This window comes from Curtobacterium luteum (assembly GCF_001475545.1).
Classification (GTDB): Bacteria; Actinomycetota; Actinomycetes; order Actinomycetales; family Microbacteriaceae; genus Curtobacterium; species Curtobacterium luteum_A.
The window spans coordinates 34,294-52,985 of the sequence record NZ_LDQC01000068.1 but is presented as its reverse complement, the minus strand read 5'-3'; the positions used below and the strand labels follow the sequence as shown (position 1 = coordinate 52,985).

The window sequence follows — 18,692 nt, the reverse complement described above, 5'->3', positions numbered from 1 at the left end:
CTCCGGCGGCGGCCGCTTCTGACCGGCGCCCCTCCTGGCCGGCACCACCCGCACCACGACCTGACAGCACGACCTGACAGCACGGAACCGTTCTTCTCCAGAAAGGGAACAGCAATGGCCAAGCAGACGATCCTCGGGCGCATCTCCTCGCTCATCCGGGCGAACGTGAACCAGCTCATCGACAACGCCGAGGACCCGCAGCTGATGCTCGACCAGCTCGTGCGGGACTACTCGAACAACATCGCGGATGCGAAGACCGCCATCGCGCAGACCATCGGTAACCTCCGCCTGCTCGAACAGGACCACGAGGAGGACAAGAAGGCCGCTGTGGAGTGGGGGCAGAAGGCCGCCAACGCCTCCTCCGCCGCCGACAAGTACCGCGCCGAGGGCAAGACCGCCGACGCCGACAAGTTCGACAACCTCGCCAAGATCGCCATCGGCAAGCAGATCGCCGCCGAGCAAGAGGTCAAGGACAACGAGGGACCGCTCGCGACGCAGAACGAGCAGGTCGAGAAGCTCAAGGCCGGACTCGCCGGCATGGAGCAGAAGCTCGAGGAGCTCAAGTCGAAGCGCGACTCGCTCGTCGCCCGCCAGAAGACGGCGGAGGCCCAGTCGAAGGTCAACGACGCGATCGGGAACATCGACATCACCGACCCGACGAGCGACCTCAACCGCTTCGAGGAGAAGGTCCGCCGCGAAGAGGCGAAGGTCCTCGGGCAGCAGGAGCTCCAGTCCTCGAGCCTGGACGCGCAGTTCGAGAGCCTCGAGGACGTCGGCAAGGACGCCGAGGTCGAGGCCCGACTCGCTGCGCTCAAGAGCGGTGGCTCGTCGAGCATCTGACCAGTTGCGCTGCGCGCGGGGCCGTGTCGCTGGGCGCTGACCCAGCCGCGACCCAGCAGCAACCCAGCACGCGCTCCGGACGACGCCGGACCCGGCTGCCAGACTGGCACGATGCACTTCATCGTGGTCGGTCAGTGGCAGGGTTCGGCGTCGTCCCGTGCGATGCGGCTGGGGGACGGCGCGGCAGCGATCGCGGCGGACCTCCCCCGGGCCTCCACGACGGTGGTCGACGTCCCGCCGGGGGCGGGTGACCGACTCGAGACCGCGATCGCCCGCTACACCTCGGTGCGGCAGACAGCGGAACGGGTGGCCGAGGAGTCCAGCGTCGCACGCGAGACCCCGTTCGTCGTCGGCGGAGACGGCTCGTCGTTCCTCGGCGCGACGGTCGGTGTCGACGACGACACCGCCTTCGTCCGGATCGCAGGGTCGAGCGGCTACCGCCCGTTGAACCGCGCCCAACCGGTGGCGGCCGAGGCGGCGGCGCTCCGGATCCTCGTCGACCGACCGGACGACCTCTTCCCCGACCTGCCCGTCCTGTCGGGGTCGAAGGTCGTCCTCGCGGGCGTGCGTGGCACGGAGGACAGCGAACTGACCGCGCTCGAGCGCGCCGGCATCCGCACCCTCGACGTGGACGCCGCCACCGCCGACGCCGTCGCCGCCGCCGTGGACGCCACGGCAGCTGGTTCGGTCTTCGTCCACGTCGACCTCGACGTGCTCGACCCCTCGGAGGTCGACGGGCTCCTCGAACCAGTGCCCTTCGGTCTCGACGGTGCCGGCCTGGTCGAGCTCATCCAGGCGGCGACGCGGGGTCGTCGGCTCGTGGGTGCGGCCCTCACCGGGTTCGCGCCGGTCGACCCCGAGCGTGCCGTCGACGACCTCGGCGTGATCCTGCGGGCCGTCGGGGCCCTGGCCAACGCCGCGAAGACCCCCTGAGCCCTGGCGAACGCCGCGAAGACCCTCTGAGCCCTGGCGAACGCCGCGAAGACCCCCTGAGCCCTTGCGAACATCGCGAAGACCCCCGAGCCTTGGCGAACGCCGCGAAGACGCCCGAGCCCTGGCGGGTGCGGGGACCGACCCGGCCACGCCCTGTACCCATCTCCGTCGGCATCCCCTGATCGAGGCCGCGTAGGTTGGCGACATGACGGACTACGACCTCATCGTGATCGGCGCCGGCGCAGTCGGCGAGAACGTGGCGGACTACGCCCACAAGCGCGGACTCTCGGTCGCGATCGTGGAGGCGGAACTCGTCGGTGGTGAGTGCTCGTACTGGGCGTGCATGCCCTCCAAGGCGCTCCTCCGCAGCGGCCATGCGCTCGAGGCGGCCAAGCGCCTCGACGGGGCAGCGCAGGCCGTCACCGGCACCCTCGACGCCGCGCACGTGCTCGCCCGCCGCAACTCCTTCACCTCGGACTGGAAGGACGACGGGCAGGTGTCCTGGCTCGAGTCGGCCGACATCGCCCTCCTCCGCGGGCACGCGCGCATCACCGGTGAGAAGACCATCGAGGTCGGCGGCGAGTCCCACTCGGCCCGCGCGGCCGTCGCCGTGGTCACCGGTTCGCTGCACACCCTGCCCGACGTCCCCGGTCTGGCCGAGGCTCAGCCGTGGGGCACCCGCGAGGCAACCAGCGCGCAGGAGGTCCCGGAAAGCCTGCTCGTCATCGGTGGCGGTGTCTCCGGCTCGGAGCTCGCGACCGCCTGGGCATCGCTCGGCGCGAAGGTCACCCTCGTCGCCCGGCACGGCCTGCTCGGTGGGATGGAGCCGTTCGCCGGCGAGCTCGTGGCGGACGCCCTCCGCGCTCGCGGCGTCGACGTCCGTACCGGAGTGAACCCCGTGCGGGTCGACCGCGACGAACACGGCCTGGTCACCACGACGCTCGACGACGGCTCGACGGTCGTCACGAGCGAGGTCCTCGCCGCCACCGGTCGCCGCGCGCACACCGCCGACCTCGGTCTCGAGACGGTCGGCCTCGAACCGGGCGCGTGGCTCGACGTCGACGACACGATGCTCGTGCACGGCACCGACTGGCTGTACGCGGTCGGCGACGTGAACCACCGCGTGCTGCTCACCCACCAGGGCAAGTACCAGGCGCGCGCCGCCGGCGAGGCGATCGCCGCCCGGTTCCAGGGCACGCCGCTCCACACCGAACCGTGGGGTGCGCACGTCGCCACCGCCGACCACGCCGCCGCCCCGCAGGTGACGTTCACGGACCCTGAGGTCGCGAGCGTCGGGCTCACCGAGGCGAAGGCCCGCGAGCAGGGCATCGACGTCCGCACCGTCGAGTACGAACTCGGCAACGTCGCCGGCGCCGCGCTGCAGGCGGACGGGTACGCCGGCCGAGCGAACCTGGTCGTGGACGAATCCCGTGGCGTCGTCGTCGGCGCGACCTTCGTCGGCCAGGACGTCGCGGAGATGCTGCACGCGGCGACGATCGCGGTCGTCGGTGAGGTGCCGATCGACCGCCTCTGGCACGCCGTTCCCGCCTACCCCACGATGAACGAGGTGTGGCTGCGGCTCCTCGAGACCTACGGCCGCCCGGAGTGAACCCGTTCGTCGACTCGGTCGTGTCCCGGGCCGGATGGCTCGTCGCGACCGCCGTCGGCCTCGCCGTCGGGCTCCCGTTGTCGACCGGGCCCGTCCGGGTGGTCGACGGGTTGGTCGTCTGCTCGGGCCTCCCCCGGTGGGCGTTCCGCCGAGGCGGCACCTGCGTCGGCTCGGTGTACCTGACGCGCGACAACGACGGCGACCGCGTGCTCCGGCACGAGCGGGTCCACGTCACGCAGTGGAAGCGGTACGGCATGGCGATGCCCGTCCTGTACGCGATCGCCGGGCGCGACCCGCTGCGCAACCGCTTCGAGGTCGAGGCCGGTCTCGAGGACGGCGGCTACGTCCGCTGACGCTGCTCGGGACGGACGGGAGGCGCGTGGCGGCGCCGCCACGGGCCTCCAGTCCGTTCCTCGGTCGCGCGACTGCCGCGGGTCCCGAGCTGGTCGCGCAACATGCCGTCTGTGTCTCGGCCTGGTCGCGGAAGGTGTCGCGCGCGAAGAAGGTGAGCGGCACGTCCTGCGACCAACCGGCGCCGCAGCACGTGATGCTTCTGCCAGCGGGCAGTCCGTCGCTTGGTCGCGCGACATGCCGCGCGTCTCTCGCGCTGGTCGCGGAAGGTGTCGCGCGCGACGGAGGTGAGCGGCACGTCCTGCGACCAACCGCTTGCCGGAGTCCGCGGCGGGCAGACCACGCGTCCGCGGCGAGCAGGCACCGTCAGGCCGCGGGACGCCTCGGGACGACGAGGGGCGTGCCGGTCTCCGGATCGGGGACGACGACGCACGGCAGGCCGAAGACGTCCTCGACGAGGGAGGCCGTCAGGACCTCCGCCGGAGTGCCCGCCGCGACGATCGACCCCGCGCGCATCGCGATCAGGTGCGTGGCGTACCGCGCGGCCTGGTTGAGGTCGTGCAGCACCGCCACGACTGTCCGCCCGGCGCGGTGCAGCCCGGCCGCGAGTTCGAGCACGTCGTACTGGTGCGCGATGTCGAGGAACGTCGTGGGCTCGTCGAGCAGGACGATGTCGGTCCCCTGCGCGAGCACCATCGCGATCCACACGCGCTGCCGCTGCCCACCCGAGAGCTCGTCGACGCTGCGATCCGCGAGCGACACCGTGTCGGTCTGCTCCAGGGCAGCCTGCACGGCCGCCCGGTCGGACCCCGACGACGGGTGCAGGAGGTCCTGGTGCGGGAAGCGTCCGCGCGACACGAGGTCGCGGACAGTGATGCCGTCCGGGGCGATCGGCGTCTGCGGCAGCATCGCCACCCGACGGGCGGCGGCCTTCGGGCGGAGGGACGTGATCGGCGCCCCGTCGAGGTACACCGTGCCCGCGCTGGGCCGCAGCGTGCGCGCGAAGGACTTGAGCAGCGTCGACTTCCCGCAGGCGTTCGGTCCGATGACGACCGTCAGCTCACCGTCCGGGACGTCCACGTCGAGCGAGGACACGACCACGCGGTCGTCGTACGCGAGCGTCAGCCCACGAGCACCCAGCGCGGTCGTCGGCAGGGCGGTGGTCGGCACCACCGCTGTCAATGCTCGGCCTTGCCGTTCCGCCAGTAGCCCATGAACGCGACCTGCTTGCGGTCGAGACCGACCCCGCGCACGAGGTGGCGGCGGAGCTCCTTGACGCAACCGGCCTCCCCCGCGATCCAGGCGTAGACCGGGCGCTCGTCGACCGGCGAGGGGACCTCCCAGAGGACCTGCTCGTCGACGTCGACCTCGGTGAAGTCGGTGACGTCGGCGCAGACCGCCGACGGACCGCCGCCGCTGGTCGCGGTGACGGTCGACGCCCACGCGTGCACCTGGTCGGTCATCCGGACACCGTGCGACGCGCCGTTGCGGGCGATCCACCGGACCTCGACCCCGGACGGCGCGCTGACCGGCAGCCGGTCGGCGTCGGTCGGGACCTCGATGAAGACGTGACCGACCGTGGCGACGTCGAGCGCCTCGAGGATGGCGCAGATGGCGGGCGCGGCGGTCTCGTCGCCGGCGAGCAGGATGCGGGTCGCGGTGCCGGGGGCGAACTCGGCGGCACCGGTCGCCAGCTCGTCGGGCGACTCCGGCACCCGGGGACCGATGATCCGCAGCTCGTCGCCCACCCGGCAGCCGGACACCCAGCGCGAGGCGGGTCCGGCGTCGCCGTGCGCGACGAAGTCGATGTCGAGCTCGTGCGCGTCGGGCCGGAACGACCGCACGGTGTAGGTGCGGAGCGGGTTGCGCACCGCGTCCGGCAGGTCACGCCAGGCGGCGTACCAGTCGCCGTCCTCGGGCAGCTCGGTGAACCCGTGGCCCTCGATCGGCAGCATGACCTTGATCCGCTGGTCGAGCCCGACGGCGGAGAACTCCGCGAGGGCGTCGCCCGTCAGCGTCACGCGCACGAAGTGCGGCGTGAGGGACGTGACGGCTGCCACGCGGACGGAGAAGATGCGGTACAGGGCTGCCACGGGTCCAAGTATGGCATGCCTTACCTAACGCGGCCAGGGTTCGGCGCGGTGGCAGGATCGTCGCGTGTCCGTTGCCGCACCGCCCGACCAGCCCGACGAGTTCGCCGACCTCGCCCGTCTCGCCGCCGCGAGCGGCGTGACGGAGCCGCTGGGCGCCTCCAGGCAGGTGGTCCGCACCGCGGACGGGCACGACGTGTCCGCGATCCGGTGGGGCGACCGGGAGGCCCGGATCACCTACCTGCACGGGCTCGGCATCGACGCGCACAGCTTCGACCAGACGGCGATCGCCGTCGGCGCGCCGGCGGTCGCGCTCGACCTGCCGGGGCACGGACGGTCGTCGTGGCGCGACGACGCCGACTACGGCGCGAGCGCGACCGCGCCGACCGTGCTCGCCGCGCTCGACGCGCTGGACGTGCCGCCGGGGGTCCTCGTCGGGCACTCGCTCGGCGCCATCCTCGCCGCGCGGATCGCCGCGACCGCTCCCGAGCGGGTCACGGGCCTCGTGCTCGTCGACATGTCCCCGGACTTCGCACAGCGGGCCGTGGACCGGATCGCCCGCGCGCTCGAGGACGAGGAGCCGTTCGCGTCGCTCGACGAGGTCGTCGACCGCGCCGTCGAGGCACGGGTCGGCGACGACCGGGACGTCCTGCTGCGCGAGGCCCGGCACACCACGCGGCTCGGTGCCGACGGCCGACTCGTGCGTCGGCACCACTTCCCGCACCTGCCGATCGGCCGCACCGCCTCGGTGGGGCGGTTCGCCGATGCCTGGCCGGACCTCGAGGCACTGGACGTGCCGATCCTCCTCGTGCGCGGCGACCGCGGCTACGTCTCGCCGAAGCTGCACGCCTCGTTCGCCGAACGTCTGCCGGACGCCCGGATCGTGACGGTGCCGTCGCGGCACGCGGTGCAGAACCAGGCACCGCTCGAACTCGCCCGCGCGATCCGGGCATGGACGCACGATCACGAATTGTTGCACTCGGAACAGAAACCGTCGCAGCACGGCTCCGCACGCCAGTAGTCTCGTGCGAGCGCCGCGCGACGACCGTCGCCACGAGCGCCCGGAAGGAACCCACAACCCATGAGTCCGCTCCTCCCCCGCACCGCCGCGTCGAAGCGGGCGCGCATCGCCCTCGCCGCGACCGCGGTGGCCGCCGTCTCCGCACTCGCACTCGCCGGCTGCTCCGGGTCCTCGACCGAGCAGGGCGGCGCCGACGCCACCGTGCGCGTCGGCCTGGTGCTCGAGCCCACGAGCCTCGACATCCGCACCCAGTCCGGTGCCGCGCTCGACCAGGTGCTCATCGACAACGTCTACCAGGGCCTCGTCGGCCGGACCGCGGACGGCGAGGTCCGGAACGTGCTCGCGTCCTCGCACGAGGTCTCCTCCGACGGACGCACCTACACGTTCACCCTGCGGAAGGGCACGACGTTCCAGGACGGCAAGCGCGTCACCGCTGCCGACGTCGTGTGGTCGCTCGAGCAGGTCAAGGACAACGAGACCTACGTCGACTCGGCCAAGCTCGCGAACGTCGCGTCGATCACGTCGCCGTCGTCCGACACGGTCGTCCTCCAGCTCTCGAAGCCGGACTCCGACCTGCTCTGGAACCTCACCGGACGCTCGGGCCTCGTGCTCGAGAAGGCGGCGAAGAACGACCTGTCGGACTCGGCGAACGGCACCGGCCCGTACGAGGTCGCGTCGTGGAAGCAGGGCGACTCGCTGACCTTCGAGCGCAACGACGACTACTGGGGCGCGAAGGCGAAGGTCGCCAAGGTCGAGTTCCGCTACATCACCGAGCCCTCGACCGCCGTCAACGCGATGGCGAACGGCGACCTCGACGTGCAGACCGCGGTCGACGGAACACTCAAGAGCCAGCTCGAGGGCAACCAGGACATCACGCTCCACACCGGCAAGACGACCGACAAGTACACGCTGGCGTTCAACGACAAGAAGGCCCCGTTCACCGACAAGCGCGTGCGCCAGGCCATCCGGCAGGCCATCGACGCGAAGGCGATCATCAAGGCGATCGGTGGCACCGGCGTCGAGCAGGGTGGTCCGATCCCGGCGCTCGACCCCGGCTACGAGGACCTCACCTCGATCGACGCGTACGACCCCGCGAACGCGAAGAAGCTCCTCGCCGCGGCCGGCAAGCAGAAGCTCGACCTCACGCTGACGTACGCGAACATCTACCCGACGACGATCGGCGACGTGCTGAAGTCGCAGCTCGCCGACGTCGGCATCACCCTGACCGTCAAGCGCGTCGACTTCGCGACCTGGCTCTCCACGGTGTTCCAGGCCCCGAAGTCCGGGGACCGCACGTTCGACATGAGCATGGTCGACCACGTCGAGGCGCGGGACTTCGGCAACTGGGCGAACCCGGACTACTACTTCGGGTACGACAACCAGGAGGTCCAGGACCTCTACGCGCAGTCCGTCGCGGCGACGACCGAGTCGGCCAAGGTCGAGGCGCTCCGGAAGGCGGCCCGGATCGTGTCCGAGGACGCCGCCGGCGAGTGGCTGTACACGTCGACGTCGATCACCGCGGTGCGGAAGGGCGTGACGGGGGTGCCGTTCGACGGCACGAACTCCCGGCTCGACCTGTCGAAGCTCGCCGTCCGGTGAGCCGACGGTGACGGCCGCTCCCCGTAGCATCGACGCGTGACCCGGTTCCTGATCGGGCGGCTCCTGCTGCTCGTCGTCGGCCTGCTCGTGGCGAGCATCATCGTGTTCGCCACGCTGCGGGTGCTGCCGGGCGACGTGGCGCAGATCGTCGCCGGCACCCAGGCCACCCCGGAGCAGGTCGCGCAGCTGCGGCAGGAGCTCGGGCTCGACCGCCCCGTCGTCCTGCAGTACCTCGACTGGGTCGGCGGGCTGTTCCGGGGTGACCTCGGCCGGTCACTCGTCACGGACGGCCCGGTCGCGCCCGAGCTCGTGCAGAAGCTCGGCGTCACGCTGCCGCTCGCGGGCATGTCGCTCGTCGCGGCCCTCGTCCTCGGGGTGCCGCTCGGCGTGCTGGCCGCCGTGCTCCGCAAGCGTGCGGGCGGCGCGGTCATCGGGTTCGTCGCGCAGGCCGTCGCGGCGGTGCCGATCGTCTGGGCGGGCATGCTCCTCGTGGCCCTGTTCGCGGTGACGCTGCACTGGCTCCCGACGCAGGGCTTCCCGCTCGACGGCTGGCAGGAGCCCGGTCGGGCGTTCTCCTCGCTCGTGCTCCCGGCCCTGACGATCGGCGCGGTCGAGGGCGCGGTCATCCTCCGCTTCACCCGCTCGGCGACGCTCAGCGTCCTCGATGCCGACCACGTCCGGACGGCTGCGGCGATCGGGCTCACCCGGACCCAGGCGCTCCTCCGGCACGGGCTGCCCTCGGTCGCGCTGACCGTACTCGCCGTGCTGGGGGTGCAGATCGCGGGGCTGCTCGTCGGGGCGGTCGTGGTCGAGCAGCTGTTCTCGCTCCCCGGGGTCGGCCGGATGCTCGTCACCGACGTCGGACGGCGGGACGTCACGAAGGTGCAGTCGGAGCTGCTCGTGCTCACCGGGCTCGTCCTGCTCGTCGGCTTCGCGGTCGACGTCGTGCACCGCGCCCTCGACCCCCGGCAGCGGGAGGCCTCGTCGTGATCCGTCGTCTCCTCGCCCGACCGACCGGCGTCTTCGCCGTGGTGGTGCTCGCGCTCCTCGTGGTCCTCGCCGCGGTGTCGCTCGTGTGGACGCCGCAGGACCCCTTCCGCGCCGACCCGTTCCACCAGTGGGAGGGCCCCAGCGCCGCGCACTGGTTCGGGACCGACGCCTCCGGGCGCGACATCGCCAGCTACCTGCTCGCCGGCACCCGCACGACGGTCCTCGTCGCCGTCGGGTCCGGCGTGATCGCGAGCGTGGTCGGCATCGTCCTCACCGCGATCGGGTCGCTGACCGCACGGTGGGTCCGGGAGGGCACGGCGGTCCTCCTCGACATCCTCGTGGCGTTCCCGACGCTCCTCACCGCCATGCTCCTCACCGCGGTGTACGGCGGCTCGCTCGGTGTCGTGATCGTCTCGGTCGGGCTGTCGTTCGGCGTCACGATCGCCCGCGTCGCCCGCGGGGAGATCCGCCGCATCGCCCGGAGCGACTACGTCACCGCGGCCCGCGCGTCCGGTGTCGGCGGTGGTGGCGTGCTGCTGCGGCACCTCGTCCCGAACGCGGCGCCGCTCTTCACCGTGCAGCTCTCGCTCGCGATGGCGACCGCGGTGCTCGCCGAGGCCGGGCTGTCGTACCTCGGCTACGGCGCCGGGTCGAACACGGCGTCGTGGGGGTCGCTCCTGTCCGACCTCCAGGCGTACATCGGCGTGCACCCCTGGAGTGCGACCTGGCCGGGCGCGTCGATCGCCCTCGTCGTCGCGGCGCTGTCGCTCCTCGGCGACGCCGTCCGTGACGCGACCGACCCGCGGCTGACCACGGCGGACCGGTCCGCCGACGCTGCCGGCCCGGCAACCTCGGGAACCGCGGACGGCGGCACGACGTCCGCGGCCGACCGCGACCGCGCCGCCGGCGCCGAACCGGGGGTGACCGCATGACCGGCCAGGACGAGCAGAGCGGGCGGACCGATCGGACCGGACGGACCGGCACGGTCGACGCGACCAGCACGGTCGACGCGACGGGCGGGCTCGAGGTGCGCGACCTCACCGTCCGCATCGCGGGGCGGACGATCCTCGACCGTGTGACGTTCACCGTGCCTCCCGGCCGACGCCTCGGCGTCATCGGCGCCTCCGGCTCCGGCAAGTCGATGACCGCGCTCGCGCTCATGGGTCTGGAACCCGCGGGGGCGACCGTCACCGGCAGCGTCTGCCTCGACGGCACCGAACTCGTCGGGATGCCGGACCGGGAGCGCGCGCGCCACCGCGGCTCGGGCATCGGGATGGTGTTCCAGGAGCCGGGCACCGCGCTCGACCCGCTGCGACGGGTGGGCGCGCAGATCGCGGAGCCGCTCCGCCTGCACCACGGCCTCGACAGGCGGACCGCCGCGGCCCGAGCGGTCGCGCTCGCCACCGAGGTCGGCCTCCCCGACCCCTCGTCGCTCCTCCGGCAGTACCCGCACCAGCTCTCCGGCGGTCAGCGGCAACGCGTCTGCATCGCGATGGCGGTGGCGGGCGAGCCGGCGTACCTCGTCGCCGACGAACCGACGACCGCCCTCGACGTCACCACCGAGGCGCGCATCCTCGACCTCTTCGAACGGCAGGCCGCGGGGACGGTGTTCGTCACCCACGACCTCGCCGTCCTCGCCCGGATCACCGACACCGCGGTCGTGCTCGACGCCGGACGCGTGGTCGAGCGGGGCTCGGTCCAGCAGCTGCTCTCCGCGCCGTCGCACCCGGCGACCGCCGCGCTCGTGTCCGCCGCCCGGGCCACCGCCCGCCGCACCCCCGGAGGAGACCGGTGACCGCACTGCTCGAGGGCACCGGACTGCACCGGCACTACCGGCTCCCCCGCCGTGGACCGTTCGAGCCCGGACCGGTCCGGACCGCGGTCGACGGCGTCGACCTGACGGTCGCCGCCGGCAGCCGCCTCGGCATCGTCGGCGAGTCCGGCTCCGGCAAGTCCACCCTGGTGCGGCTGCTCGCCGGCCTGGAGGCACCCACCGCCGGGACCGTGACGGCGTCCGGACGGCCAGTGGTCGCGTCGGCGTCCGCGCGTGCGCTGCGCTGGTTCCGACGCGAGACCGGCGTGGTGTTCCAGGACCCGTACGCCTCGCTCGACCCGCGCATGCGCGTCGGTGCCATCGTCGCCGAACCACTGCGGGCGCTCCGGGTCCCCGGCTCGCACGCCGCGCTCGTGTCCTCGGTGCTGGAGCGGGTGGACCTGCCGGCGGACGCCGTGACGCGGTACCCGCACGAGTTCTCCGGCGGGCAGCGGCAGCGCATCGCGATCGCCCGCGCCGTGGTGCACTCGCCCCGGATCCTGTTCGGGGACGAGCCGATGAGTGCCCTCGACGTGGTGGTCCGCGCCCGCGTGATCGACCTGTTCCGGTCGCTCGCCGACGACCTCGGGCTGACCCTGGTGCTCGTGTCGCACGACATCGGCGTGGTGCAGCGGCTGTGCGACACGGTGGCCGTGATGTCGGCGGGGCGGGTCGTCGAGCACGGGCCGGTGTCGCTCCTCGACGCGCCGGAGCACCCCGTGACGCGGGCGCTCGTGGCGGCCGCGCCGACGTTGCCGTAGGACGACAGGTCCGGGCTCGGCGAAACGCGCGCGTTCCGACGCCCTGCGTGTCGATCGACGCGTGCGGAGTCGAAGTGGGTCGTCCCACGCGGCTGGCTCGTCGACGACGCGGCCGACGTCGTACGACAGCGACCGTGTCCTTCGGGGACGCGCCTCCCGACCCCGCGCACGCAACTCTTGCACGCGCAACGAGCGACGCGGCCGCCGTCGTACGACAGCGGTGGTGTCGTTCTGCCGCGCATGCAACCGTTGCACGCGCAACGAACGACCCTGCCGACGTCGTACGACAACGACCGTGTCGTTCCGGGACGGCGCCTCCCGACCCCGCGCACGCAACCGTTGCACGCGCAACGAGCGACGTCGCCGACGTCGTACGACAACGACCGTGTCGCTCCGGGACGGCGCGCCCCGCGCCCACCCGGCACGTCCCGGACGGGAGGCCCGTGGCGGCGCCGCCACGGGCCTCCCGTCCGGCCCCTACGCGGTCCAGGCGGGCGGGTGCCGCCGCTGCCAGCGGAGCCGACGCTCGAGCTGGGCACCGATCGCCAGCAGCACCCGTTCTCCGCCCGGGCGGCCGATCAGCTGCACCCCCATCGGGAGCCCGCCGCCGTCGGGGTGCTCGTCGGCCGTCACACCCACCGGCAGCGTGATCGCCGGCAGCCCGGACACGTTCGCCATCGAGGTCCACGGCGAGTAGGCGCACTGCCGCCGGAAGTCCTCCTCCGGTTCGTCGCCGTACCAACCCAGCGGCCGAGGCGTCAGCGCGAGGGTCGGGGTGAGCACGGCGTCCAACCGGTCGAACGCGCCGATGAGCGAGACCGAGAACGCGTCGAGTGTCGTCATCGCGTCGAGCACCTGCGTCCCGGTCAGGCGCCGGCCGCGGTCGACGAGCCACCCGACGAGGGGCGTGAGCTCGCGCAGGTCGATGCCCGGGACGAGCGGCAGCCGCGCCGCGCTCGACTCCCACGCCACCCGGAACGCGTCGGCGTAGGGCGTGCGCGGCATCGCGACGTCCTCGACCCCGTGACCGACCTCGCCGAGCACCCGCACGGCCGTCTCGACCGCAGCCCGCGCGGCGGGGTCCACCACGACGTCGACGGTGTCGTCCCAGGGCGAACCGTCGAGGAGGCCGACCACGTACCGCCCCTCGCCGCGGACGGCCGCCGCGGTGAACGGCCCCTCGCCGCCGTCGGGCGTGACGAGCGCGTACGGCTCCGGTTCGTCGAGGCCCGTGGGTCGGACGAGCGCGTCGAGCAGCATGCCCGCGTCGGCGACCGTGCGGGTCAGCGGCCCGGCCACCGAGAGGCCGCCGACCCCTGACCGGCCCGGCATCGCGGGGACGCGGCCACGGCTCGGCTTCAGCCCGACGAGCCCCGTCGCCGCTGCCGGGATCCGCACGGATCCGCCTCCGTCGCTGCCGACCGCCGCGGGGAGGAGCCCGGCGGCGACCGCCACGGCGGCACCGCTCGAGCTGCCGCCGGGCGCGCGGGCGGGGTCGTACGGGTTGCGGGTCGTGCCGAACCGGGTCTCCGACGACGACGACATCCCGAACTCCGGCGAGGCCGTCTTGCCGAGACTGATGCTGCCCGCGGCGTCCGCCGCGGCGACGAGCGGGTGGTCGGCGCGCGCCGACCGCGCAGGCAGGCTGGTCGTGCCGTTGCGGGTGACGACGCCCGCCCGGTCGTACAGGTCCTTGTCGGCCGCCGGGAGGCCCCACAGCGGCCGCGACGTCGGCACCCGTCCACCGAGGTGGTCGGCACGGTCGCGCGCGGCCTCGGCCGTGACGGTCACGAAGGCGCCGAGTCCGGGCCCGTCGACGCCGTCGGGGTCGAGCCGCTCGATGCGCGCCAGGTAGTGGTCGACCGCCTCGCGCGCGGTCACCTCACCGCGACGGACCCAGTCCCAGAGCTCCTGGGCGGACAGGTGGTGCAGTTCGAACACGCGTGTCAGCCTAGGCCGCGGGAACAGCCGACGGCCGCCGCGTGTTGTCCCGCGCAACCACGACGAAAGGTGCCCGAAGTGTCGATGACCGTCCTGCTCGAGGTGCAGCTCCGCGACGACCTGCCCGCCGACCACATCGAGACCGCGATCCGCGCGACCCTCGCCCAGACCCGTGCCTTCGCCGGCAACGAGTCGCTCGAGGTGATCGTCGAGGACGCCGACCCGCACCACGTGGTGGTCGTGGAGCGGTGGACGACGGCGGCCGACCACGCGGCCTACGTCGCGTGGCGTGCGACACCGGAGGGAGCGGCGCGGGAGCTCGGGTCGGTCATCGCCGGGCCGCCCACCACCCGGACGTTCGACCGGTCGATCACGCTCGACTGATCGTCCGCGTCCGCGTCCGCGTCCGTTCTGCGGGGGCGCTGGTGCTCCCTCGTGGCAGGTCGGGTGCGCGCGGGATGGGACGATTGGCGGATGACCGCCACACTCGTCGCCAAGGACCTCGCCGGTGGCTACGCCGCCCGCACGCTGTTCGAGGGTGTCGACCTCACGGTCGCACCGGGGGACGTGATCGGCGTCGTCGGCGTGAACGGCGCCGGCAAGTCGACCCTGCTCCGACTGCTCGCCGGCGTCGACGAGCCCCTCGCGGGAACGGTGTCGACGTCACCCCCGGACGCCTTCGTCGGCTGGCTGCCGCAGGAGCACGAGCGGGTCGAGGGCGAGACGGTCGCCGCGTACGTCGCGCGCCGGACGGGCAGCACCGCCGCGACGGAGACCATGGACGCAGCGGCCGCCGCGCTCGGGGACCCGGGCGCGGGCGACGCCGAGGCGGACGCCTACTCCGTCGCGCTCGAGCGGTGGCTGGCATCGGGCGCCGCCGACCTCGATGACCGGCTCCCCGCCGTCCTGGCCGAACTCGGGCTCGGGACCGGTGACGGACCGGGCTCGATCGGCGTCGGCCCGGACTCGCTCATGACCTCGCTCTCCGGCGGCCAGGCTGCGCGGGTGGGCCTCGCGGCGCTGTTGCTCTCGCGCTTCGACGTCGTCCTGCTCGACGAGCCGACCAACGACCTCGACCTCGACGGCCTCGCGCGGCTGGAGCAGTTCGTGCACGGGCTCCGGGGCGGGGCGGTGCTGGTGAGTCACGACCGCGAGTTCCTCGCCCGCTCGGTGACGGCGGTGCTCGAGCTCGACCTGGCGCAGTCGTCGAACCGGTTGTTCGGCGGCGGCTACGACTCCTTCCTCGAGGAGCGCCAGATCGCACGCCAGCACAAGCGCGACGCCTACGAGGAGTACGCGGCGACCAAGGCGGACCTGGTCGCCCGTGCCCGCACGCAGCGCGAGTGGTCGAGTCAGGGCGTCCGGAACGCCATGCGCAAGAACCCGGACAACGACAAGATCCGACGGCGCGCCGCGAGCGAGTCGAGTGAGAAGCAGGCCCAGAAGGTCCGTCAGATGGAGTCGCGCATCGCCCGGCTCGACGAGGTCGAGGAGCCGCGCAAGGAGTGGCGCCTCGAGTTCACCATCGGGCAGGCGCCACGATCGTCGGCGGTCGTCGCCACGCTCGCCGACGCGACCTTCACGCAGGGTCGCTTCACCCTCGGCCCGGTGTCGTTGCAGGTCGACGGCGGGGACCGCATCGGCATCACCGGACCGAACGGCGCCGGCAAGTCGACGCTGCTGCGCGCGCTGCTCGGCCGGCAGGCGCCCACCACCGGATCGGCGTCGCTCGGGTCGAGCGTGGCGATCGGCGAGGTGGACCAGGCACGGGCGGCGTTCTCCGGCACCGAGTCCCTGGACGCGGCGTTCGAGGCCCTCGTCCCCGAGTACGCCACCGCCGACGTCCGGACCCTGCTGGCGAAGTTCGGCCTCAAGGCTGACCACGTCGGGCGAGCCTGCGCGGACCTGTCGCCGGGCGAGCGAACGCGTGCCGGACTGGCTCTCCTGCAGGCTCGCGGCGTGAACGTGCTCGTGCTCGACGAACCGACGAACCACCTCGACCTCACAGCCATCGAGCAGCTCGAGCAGGCGCTCGAGTCCTACGACGGAACGCTCCTCCTCGTCACGCACGACCGGCGGATGCTCGACACCGTCCGGCTCGACCGGCACTGGCACGTCGAGGACGGGCGCGTGTCCGAGCACTGACCCGTGGCTCAGGACGTCGACGGCACCCCGTGCGCCGAGCCGTCTGAGGCATCCGGGCCACCCGAGCCACCGCCGCGCACCCACGAGCCGAGGACCGGACGCACCTCGACGAAGCCGCCCTGGACGATCGCCGGGTTCGCTCGGGCGATCGCGACCGCGGCGTCGATGTCGTCGGCCTCGACCACCCCGATCCCGTCCAGCGCGGCCGCACCCGGAGCTCGGGACGCCGGCCCGCCAGCGTCGATCCGGACAGCCCCGTCGGTCGGCCCGAACGCGAACGCGGCGACGAGCGCTCCGGAACCGATCAGGTCCTGCGCGTGGACGTCGTGGGCGGCGAGGTCCGCCGGCGACGGATCGCCCGAGCCCCCGTGGATCAGGATGACGAAGTGCGGCATGGCCAGAGGTCTACTCCTCCGCGGCGCAGGACGGAAGGCCCAGACCCCGGATCCTCGCTGACCGGAGCGGCGACTGCCCGGCGCGGTGGCAACAGATGGCAACACGATCCGCCTGCTTGCGGAGAGCGGTCGTCCTCCGCAAGATGTTGACGTTGCCATCGGGGGCAACGAGGACCAGAAGGGGGCGGATCGATGGAGATTCGCACAACCGGACCCGGCACTCCGGGCACCACCAGACGCTGGCGCGGCATCGTCGCCGTGGCCGTCGCCGCAGCACTCGCCCTCACCGGGCTGACCGCCGCACCGGTGGTCGCGGCGAGCGGCGGGACGACCGACTCGTCGTTCCGGCCAGGCGAGCCGTGGCTCGACGACCAGGGGCAACCGATCCAGGGCCACGGCGGCCAGGTCGTGACGGCGACGGACGGCGACGGGAAGACGATCTACTACTGGTACGGCGAGGACCGGACCAACGGGTACAGCGACACCCGGGGCGTCCACGTCTACGAGTCGCGTGACCTGTACGACTGGAAGGACGACGGTCTCGCGCTCCGCACGATGACGAGCCGCTCGGACTTCGACGACCCGTACTTCGCGGCGCTGTACGGCGGCTACGACCAGGCGCACCGGGACGCCGTGTACCGCGACCTCGGCGTCACCGCACCGAGCAGCACCCGCCCCGGTGCGATCCTCGAGCGGCCGAAGGTCATCCACAACGTGGAGACCGGCCAGTGGGTCATGTGGGTGCACGCCGACGGGCCGACCGACTCGTCCGACGCGCAGTACGCGAAGGCGCAGGCCGGTGTCGCCGTGTCCGACTCGCCCACGGGGCCGTTCCGGTACATCGACTCGTACCGCCTCGACCGCGTGCCGGCCGACGACCCGACCAACCACCAGCCGGACTCCCCCGGCATGGCGCGGGACATGAACCTCTTCGTCGACGACGACGGCACGGCGTACATCGTGTACGCGAGCGAGGAGAACCTCACGCTCTACATCTCGAAGCTCGATGCGGACTACACGAACCTCTCCACCGATCCGACGAAGGCGGTGGAGGGCGTCGACTTCCGCCGTCCGCAGCCGTGGATCGGCGGGCAGCGCGAGGCACCGGCCATCACGAAGGTGGGCGGGACCTACTACCTCGTGACCTCGGGAGCGACGGGGTGGGCACCGAACGCAGCGGCGTACGCCACGGCGACGGACATCCTCGGCACGTGGACCGCGCACGGCAACCCGGCGACGGGCACGGGTGCGGACACGACGTGCAACTCGCAGAGCACCTCGTTGCTGAACCTCGGCGACGGCCGCGTCGTCTACCTCGGCGACCGCTGGAACAACGCCGAGGACCTGCGCACCGCCCCGAGCGTGTGGTTGCCCGTGACGTTCGGAGAGGGCGGGTCGATGTCGTTCTCGTGCGACACCGGTGCGTGGACGCTCGCGGACCTGCACCCGTACACCCCGTGGACGGTGACCACCACGGTGCCCGGGCAGATCACGCTCGGCGACACCGGCGCGCTGCCGAGACGCGTCAGCGTCCGTGAGGGCGGCACGACCCGCACGCGTGGGCAGGAGACCCACCGCGTCTCCTGGGCGACGACGGCGCTGGAGACCGCCGGCGAGCAGACCGTCACGGGGACGCTCGACGACGGTCGCACGTTCACCCGCTCGGTGACGGTGCTGCCGAAGCGCCTCTCCTACTTCGTCGATGCCGGCGGCCAGGGCACCGCGGACCACACGGCCGACCTCGCGTTCCTGCAGCGCCGCGGCGACCGGCTGCTGAACAGCGTCGCCGACCAGCGGTTCGGCGCCGACCCGCGGACCGGCGACCACTGGGGGTACTTCGGCACCACCGGCGGCGTCTCGGGCACGAGCGGTGGGACGATCACGTCGACCGTGCGCTGGCAAGCGGACGCCACCGACCTCGAGTACGCGCTCGGCGGCCTCGGGAAGGGTCGCTACCGCGTGGACGTCGGCTTCTGGGACCCGTGGACGAACAGCGCTCCCGGTCGTGCGGCTGCCGTGCGCGTCAACGGGGCGACCGTCGCGTCGGAGCAGCCGATCGACGGCACCTACCGGACGCTCACGTCGACCGCGGAGATCGGGAAGGACGGCATCGTCGACCTCCGCATCAGCCCGGCGACGAAGTACGGCATCCAGGTGAGCTGGATCATGGTCTCGAAGGCCTGAGCGGGACGGGCACCCGGACA

The 18,692-nt window shown here is 72.9% G+C and carries 17 protein-coding genes; 13 read left to right on the top strand and 4 right to left on the bottom strand.

Features of this window, described 5'->3' with window-relative positions; translation table 11 throughout:
* Positions 1–114 precede the first annotated feature (114 nt).
* From NS184_RS12290 to NS184_RS12275, 4 genes are all read left to right on the top strand, one after another.
* On the top strand, positions 115–840 hold the full coding sequence (locus NS184_RS12290; RefSeq protein WP_058726396.1) for a PspA/IM30 family protein: 726 nt from the start codon (positions 115–117) through the stop codon (positions 838–840).
* A gap of 111 nt (positions 841–951) precedes the next feature.
* Positions 952–1,773 carry an arginase family protein gene (locus tag NS184_RS12285; protein WP_058726395.1) on the top strand — a complete coding sequence of 274 codons (822 nt, stop codon included), beginning with the start codon at positions 952–954 and terminating at the stop codon, positions 1,771–1,773.
* Positions 1,774–1,978: 205 nt separating this feature from the next.
* Positions 1,979–3,382 (top strand): dihydrolipoyl dehydrogenase family protein, encoded by a 1,404-nt coding sequence (locus NS184_RS12280; protein ID WP_058726394.1) that lies wholly within the window; start codon positions 1,979–1,981, stop codon positions 3,380–3,382.
* A complete protein-coding gene (locus NS184_RS12275; RefSeq protein WP_242863044.1) occupies positions 3,379–3,735 on the top strand; it encodes a Fe-S oxidoreductase in 357 nt (118 codons plus the stop codon). Before NS184_RS12280 ends, NS184_RS12275 begins: the two co-directional genes overlap by 4 nt.
* 364 nt (positions 3,736–4,099) lie before the next feature.
* Here NS184_RS12275 and NS184_RS12270 read toward each other — a convergent pair whose 3' ends face one another.
* Together NS184_RS12270 and NS184_RS12265 are read right to left on the bottom strand one after the other, a co-directional pair.
* Entirely contained in the window at positions 4,100–4,906 is an 807-nt protein-coding gene (locus NS184_RS12270; protein WP_083513668.1) for an ABC transporter ATP-binding protein, read from the bottom strand.
* A gap of 5 nt (positions 4,907–4,911) precedes the next feature.
* Complete coding sequence (locus NS184_RS12265) at positions 4,912–5,826, bottom strand: siderophore-interacting protein (RefSeq protein ID WP_242863043.1); 915 nt, start codon at positions 5,824–5,826, stop codon at positions 4,912–4,914.
* Between the two features lie 64 nt (positions 5,827–5,890).
* Between NS184_RS12265 and NS184_RS12260 the strand changes: the two genes are divergently transcribed.
* From NS184_RS12260 to NS184_RS12235, 6 genes are read left to right on the top strand one after another with little or no spacing between them, the layout of a single operon-like run.
* Complete coding sequence (locus tag NS184_RS12260; protein ID WP_058726391.1) at positions 5,891–6,844, top strand: alpha/beta fold hydrolase; 954 nt, start codon at positions 5,891–5,893, stop codon at positions 6,842–6,844.
* 60 nt (positions 6,845–6,904) lie between these two features.
* The gene (locus NS184_RS12255; RefSeq protein ID WP_058726390.1) at positions 6,905–8,443 is read left to right on the top strand and encodes an ABC transporter substrate-binding protein; all 1,539 of its coding nucleotides are present in this window, start codon (positions 6,905–6,907) and stop codon (positions 8,441–8,443) included.
* Positions 8,444–8,479: 36 nt separating this feature from the next.
* The gene (locus NS184_RS12250; protein WP_058726389.1) at positions 8,480–9,433 is read left to right on the top strand and encodes an ABC transporter permease; all 954 of its coding nucleotides are present in this window, start codon (positions 8,480–8,482) and stop codon (positions 9,431–9,433) included.
* Entirely contained in the window at positions 9,430–10,365 is a 936-nt protein-coding gene (locus tag NS184_RS12245; protein WP_242863042.1) for an ABC transporter permease, read from the top strand. The genes NS184_RS12250 and NS184_RS12245 overlap by 4 nt, the downstream gene beginning before the upstream one ends.
* On the top strand, positions 10,362–11,228 hold the full coding sequence (locus NS184_RS12240; protein WP_083513667.1) for an ABC transporter ATP-binding protein: 867 nt from the start codon (positions 10,362–10,364) through the stop codon (positions 11,226–11,228). Before NS184_RS12245 ends, NS184_RS12240 begins: the two co-directional genes overlap by 4 nt.
* Positions 11,225–12,007: an ABC transporter ATP-binding protein gene (locus NS184_RS12235; RefSeq protein ID WP_193750460.1), complete on the top strand. Its 783-nt coding sequence runs from the start codon at positions 11,225–11,227 to the stop codon at positions 12,005–12,007. Before NS184_RS12240 ends, NS184_RS12235 begins: the two co-directional genes overlap by 4 nt.
* Positions 12,008–12,484: 477 nt before the next feature.
* On the opposite strand, the gene NS184_RS12230 is transcribed toward NS184_RS12235, so the two are convergent.
* A complete protein-coding gene (locus NS184_RS12230; RefSeq protein ID WP_058726388.1) occupies positions 12,485–13,948 on the bottom strand; it encodes an amidase in 1,464 nt (487 codons plus the stop codon).
* Positions 13,949–14,032: 84 nt separating this feature from the next.
* Between NS184_RS12230 and NS184_RS12225 the strand changes: the two genes are divergently transcribed.
* A complete protein-coding gene (locus tag NS184_RS12225; protein ID WP_242863045.1) occupies positions 14,033–14,332 on the top strand; it encodes a putative quinol monooxygenase in 300 nt (99 codons plus the stop codon).
* Positions 14,333–14,422: 90 nt separating this feature from the next.
* Complete coding sequence (locus NS184_RS12220) at positions 14,423–16,093, top strand: ABC-F family ATP-binding cassette domain-containing protein (RefSeq protein WP_058726386.1); 1,671 nt, start codon at positions 14,423–14,425, stop codon at positions 16,091–16,093.
* An 8-nt stretch (positions 16,094–16,101) separates the two neighbouring features.
* Here the strand turns inward: NS184_RS12220 and NS184_RS12215 are convergent, their stop codons facing one another.
* Positions 16,102–16,488 carry a YciI family protein gene (locus tag NS184_RS12215; protein WP_058726385.1) on the bottom strand — a complete coding sequence of 129 codons (387 nt, stop codon included), beginning with the start codon at positions 16,486–16,488 and terminating at the stop codon, positions 16,102–16,104.
* Positions 16,489–16,680: 192 nt separating this feature from the next.
* Between NS184_RS12215 and NS184_RS12210 the strand changes: the two genes are divergently transcribed.
* Positions 16,681–18,672 carry a glycoside hydrolase family 43 protein gene (locus NS184_RS12210; RefSeq protein WP_152998197.1) on the top strand — a complete coding sequence of 664 codons (1,992 nt, stop codon included), beginning with the start codon at positions 16,681–16,683 and terminating at the stop codon, positions 18,670–18,672.
* The last annotated feature ends 20 nt before the right edge of the window (positions 18,673–18,692 follow it).

Coding starts and splice junctions, on each gene's coding strand:
- NS184_RS12255 (WP_058726390.1), top strand. CDS start 6,905: ATGAGTCCGCTCCTCCCCCGCACCGCCGCGTCGAAGCGGGCGCGCATC.
- NS184_RS12285 (WP_058726395.1), top strand. CDS start 952: ATGCACTTCATCGTGGTCGGTCAGTGGCAGGGTTCGGCGTCGTCCCGT.
- NS184_RS12280 (WP_058726394.1), top strand. CDS start 1,979: ATGACGGACTACGACCTCATCGTGATCGGCGCCGGCGCAGTCGGCGAG.
- NS184_RS12225 (WP_242863045.1), top strand. CDS start 14,033: ATGACCGTCCTGCTCGAGGTGCAGCTCCGCGACGACCTGCCCGCCGAC.
- NS184_RS12215 (WP_058726385.1), bottom strand. CDS start 16,488: ATGCCGCACTTCGTCATCCTGATCCACGGGGGCTCGGGCGATCCGTCG.
- NS184_RS12240 (WP_083513667.1), top strand. CDS start 10,362: ATGACCGGCCAGGACGAGCAGAGCGGGCGGACCGATCGGACCGGACGG.
- NS184_RS12290 (WP_058726396.1), top strand. CDS start 115: ATGGCCAAGCAGACGATCCTCGGGCGCATCTCCTCGCTCATCCGGGCG.
- NS184_RS12220 (WP_058726386.1), top strand. CDS start 14,423: ATGACCGCCACACTCGTCGCCAAGGACCTCGCCGGTGGCTACGCCGCC.
- NS184_RS12210 (WP_152998197.1), top strand. CDS start 16,681: ATGGAGATTCGCACAACCGGACCCGGCACTCCGGGCACCACCAGACGC.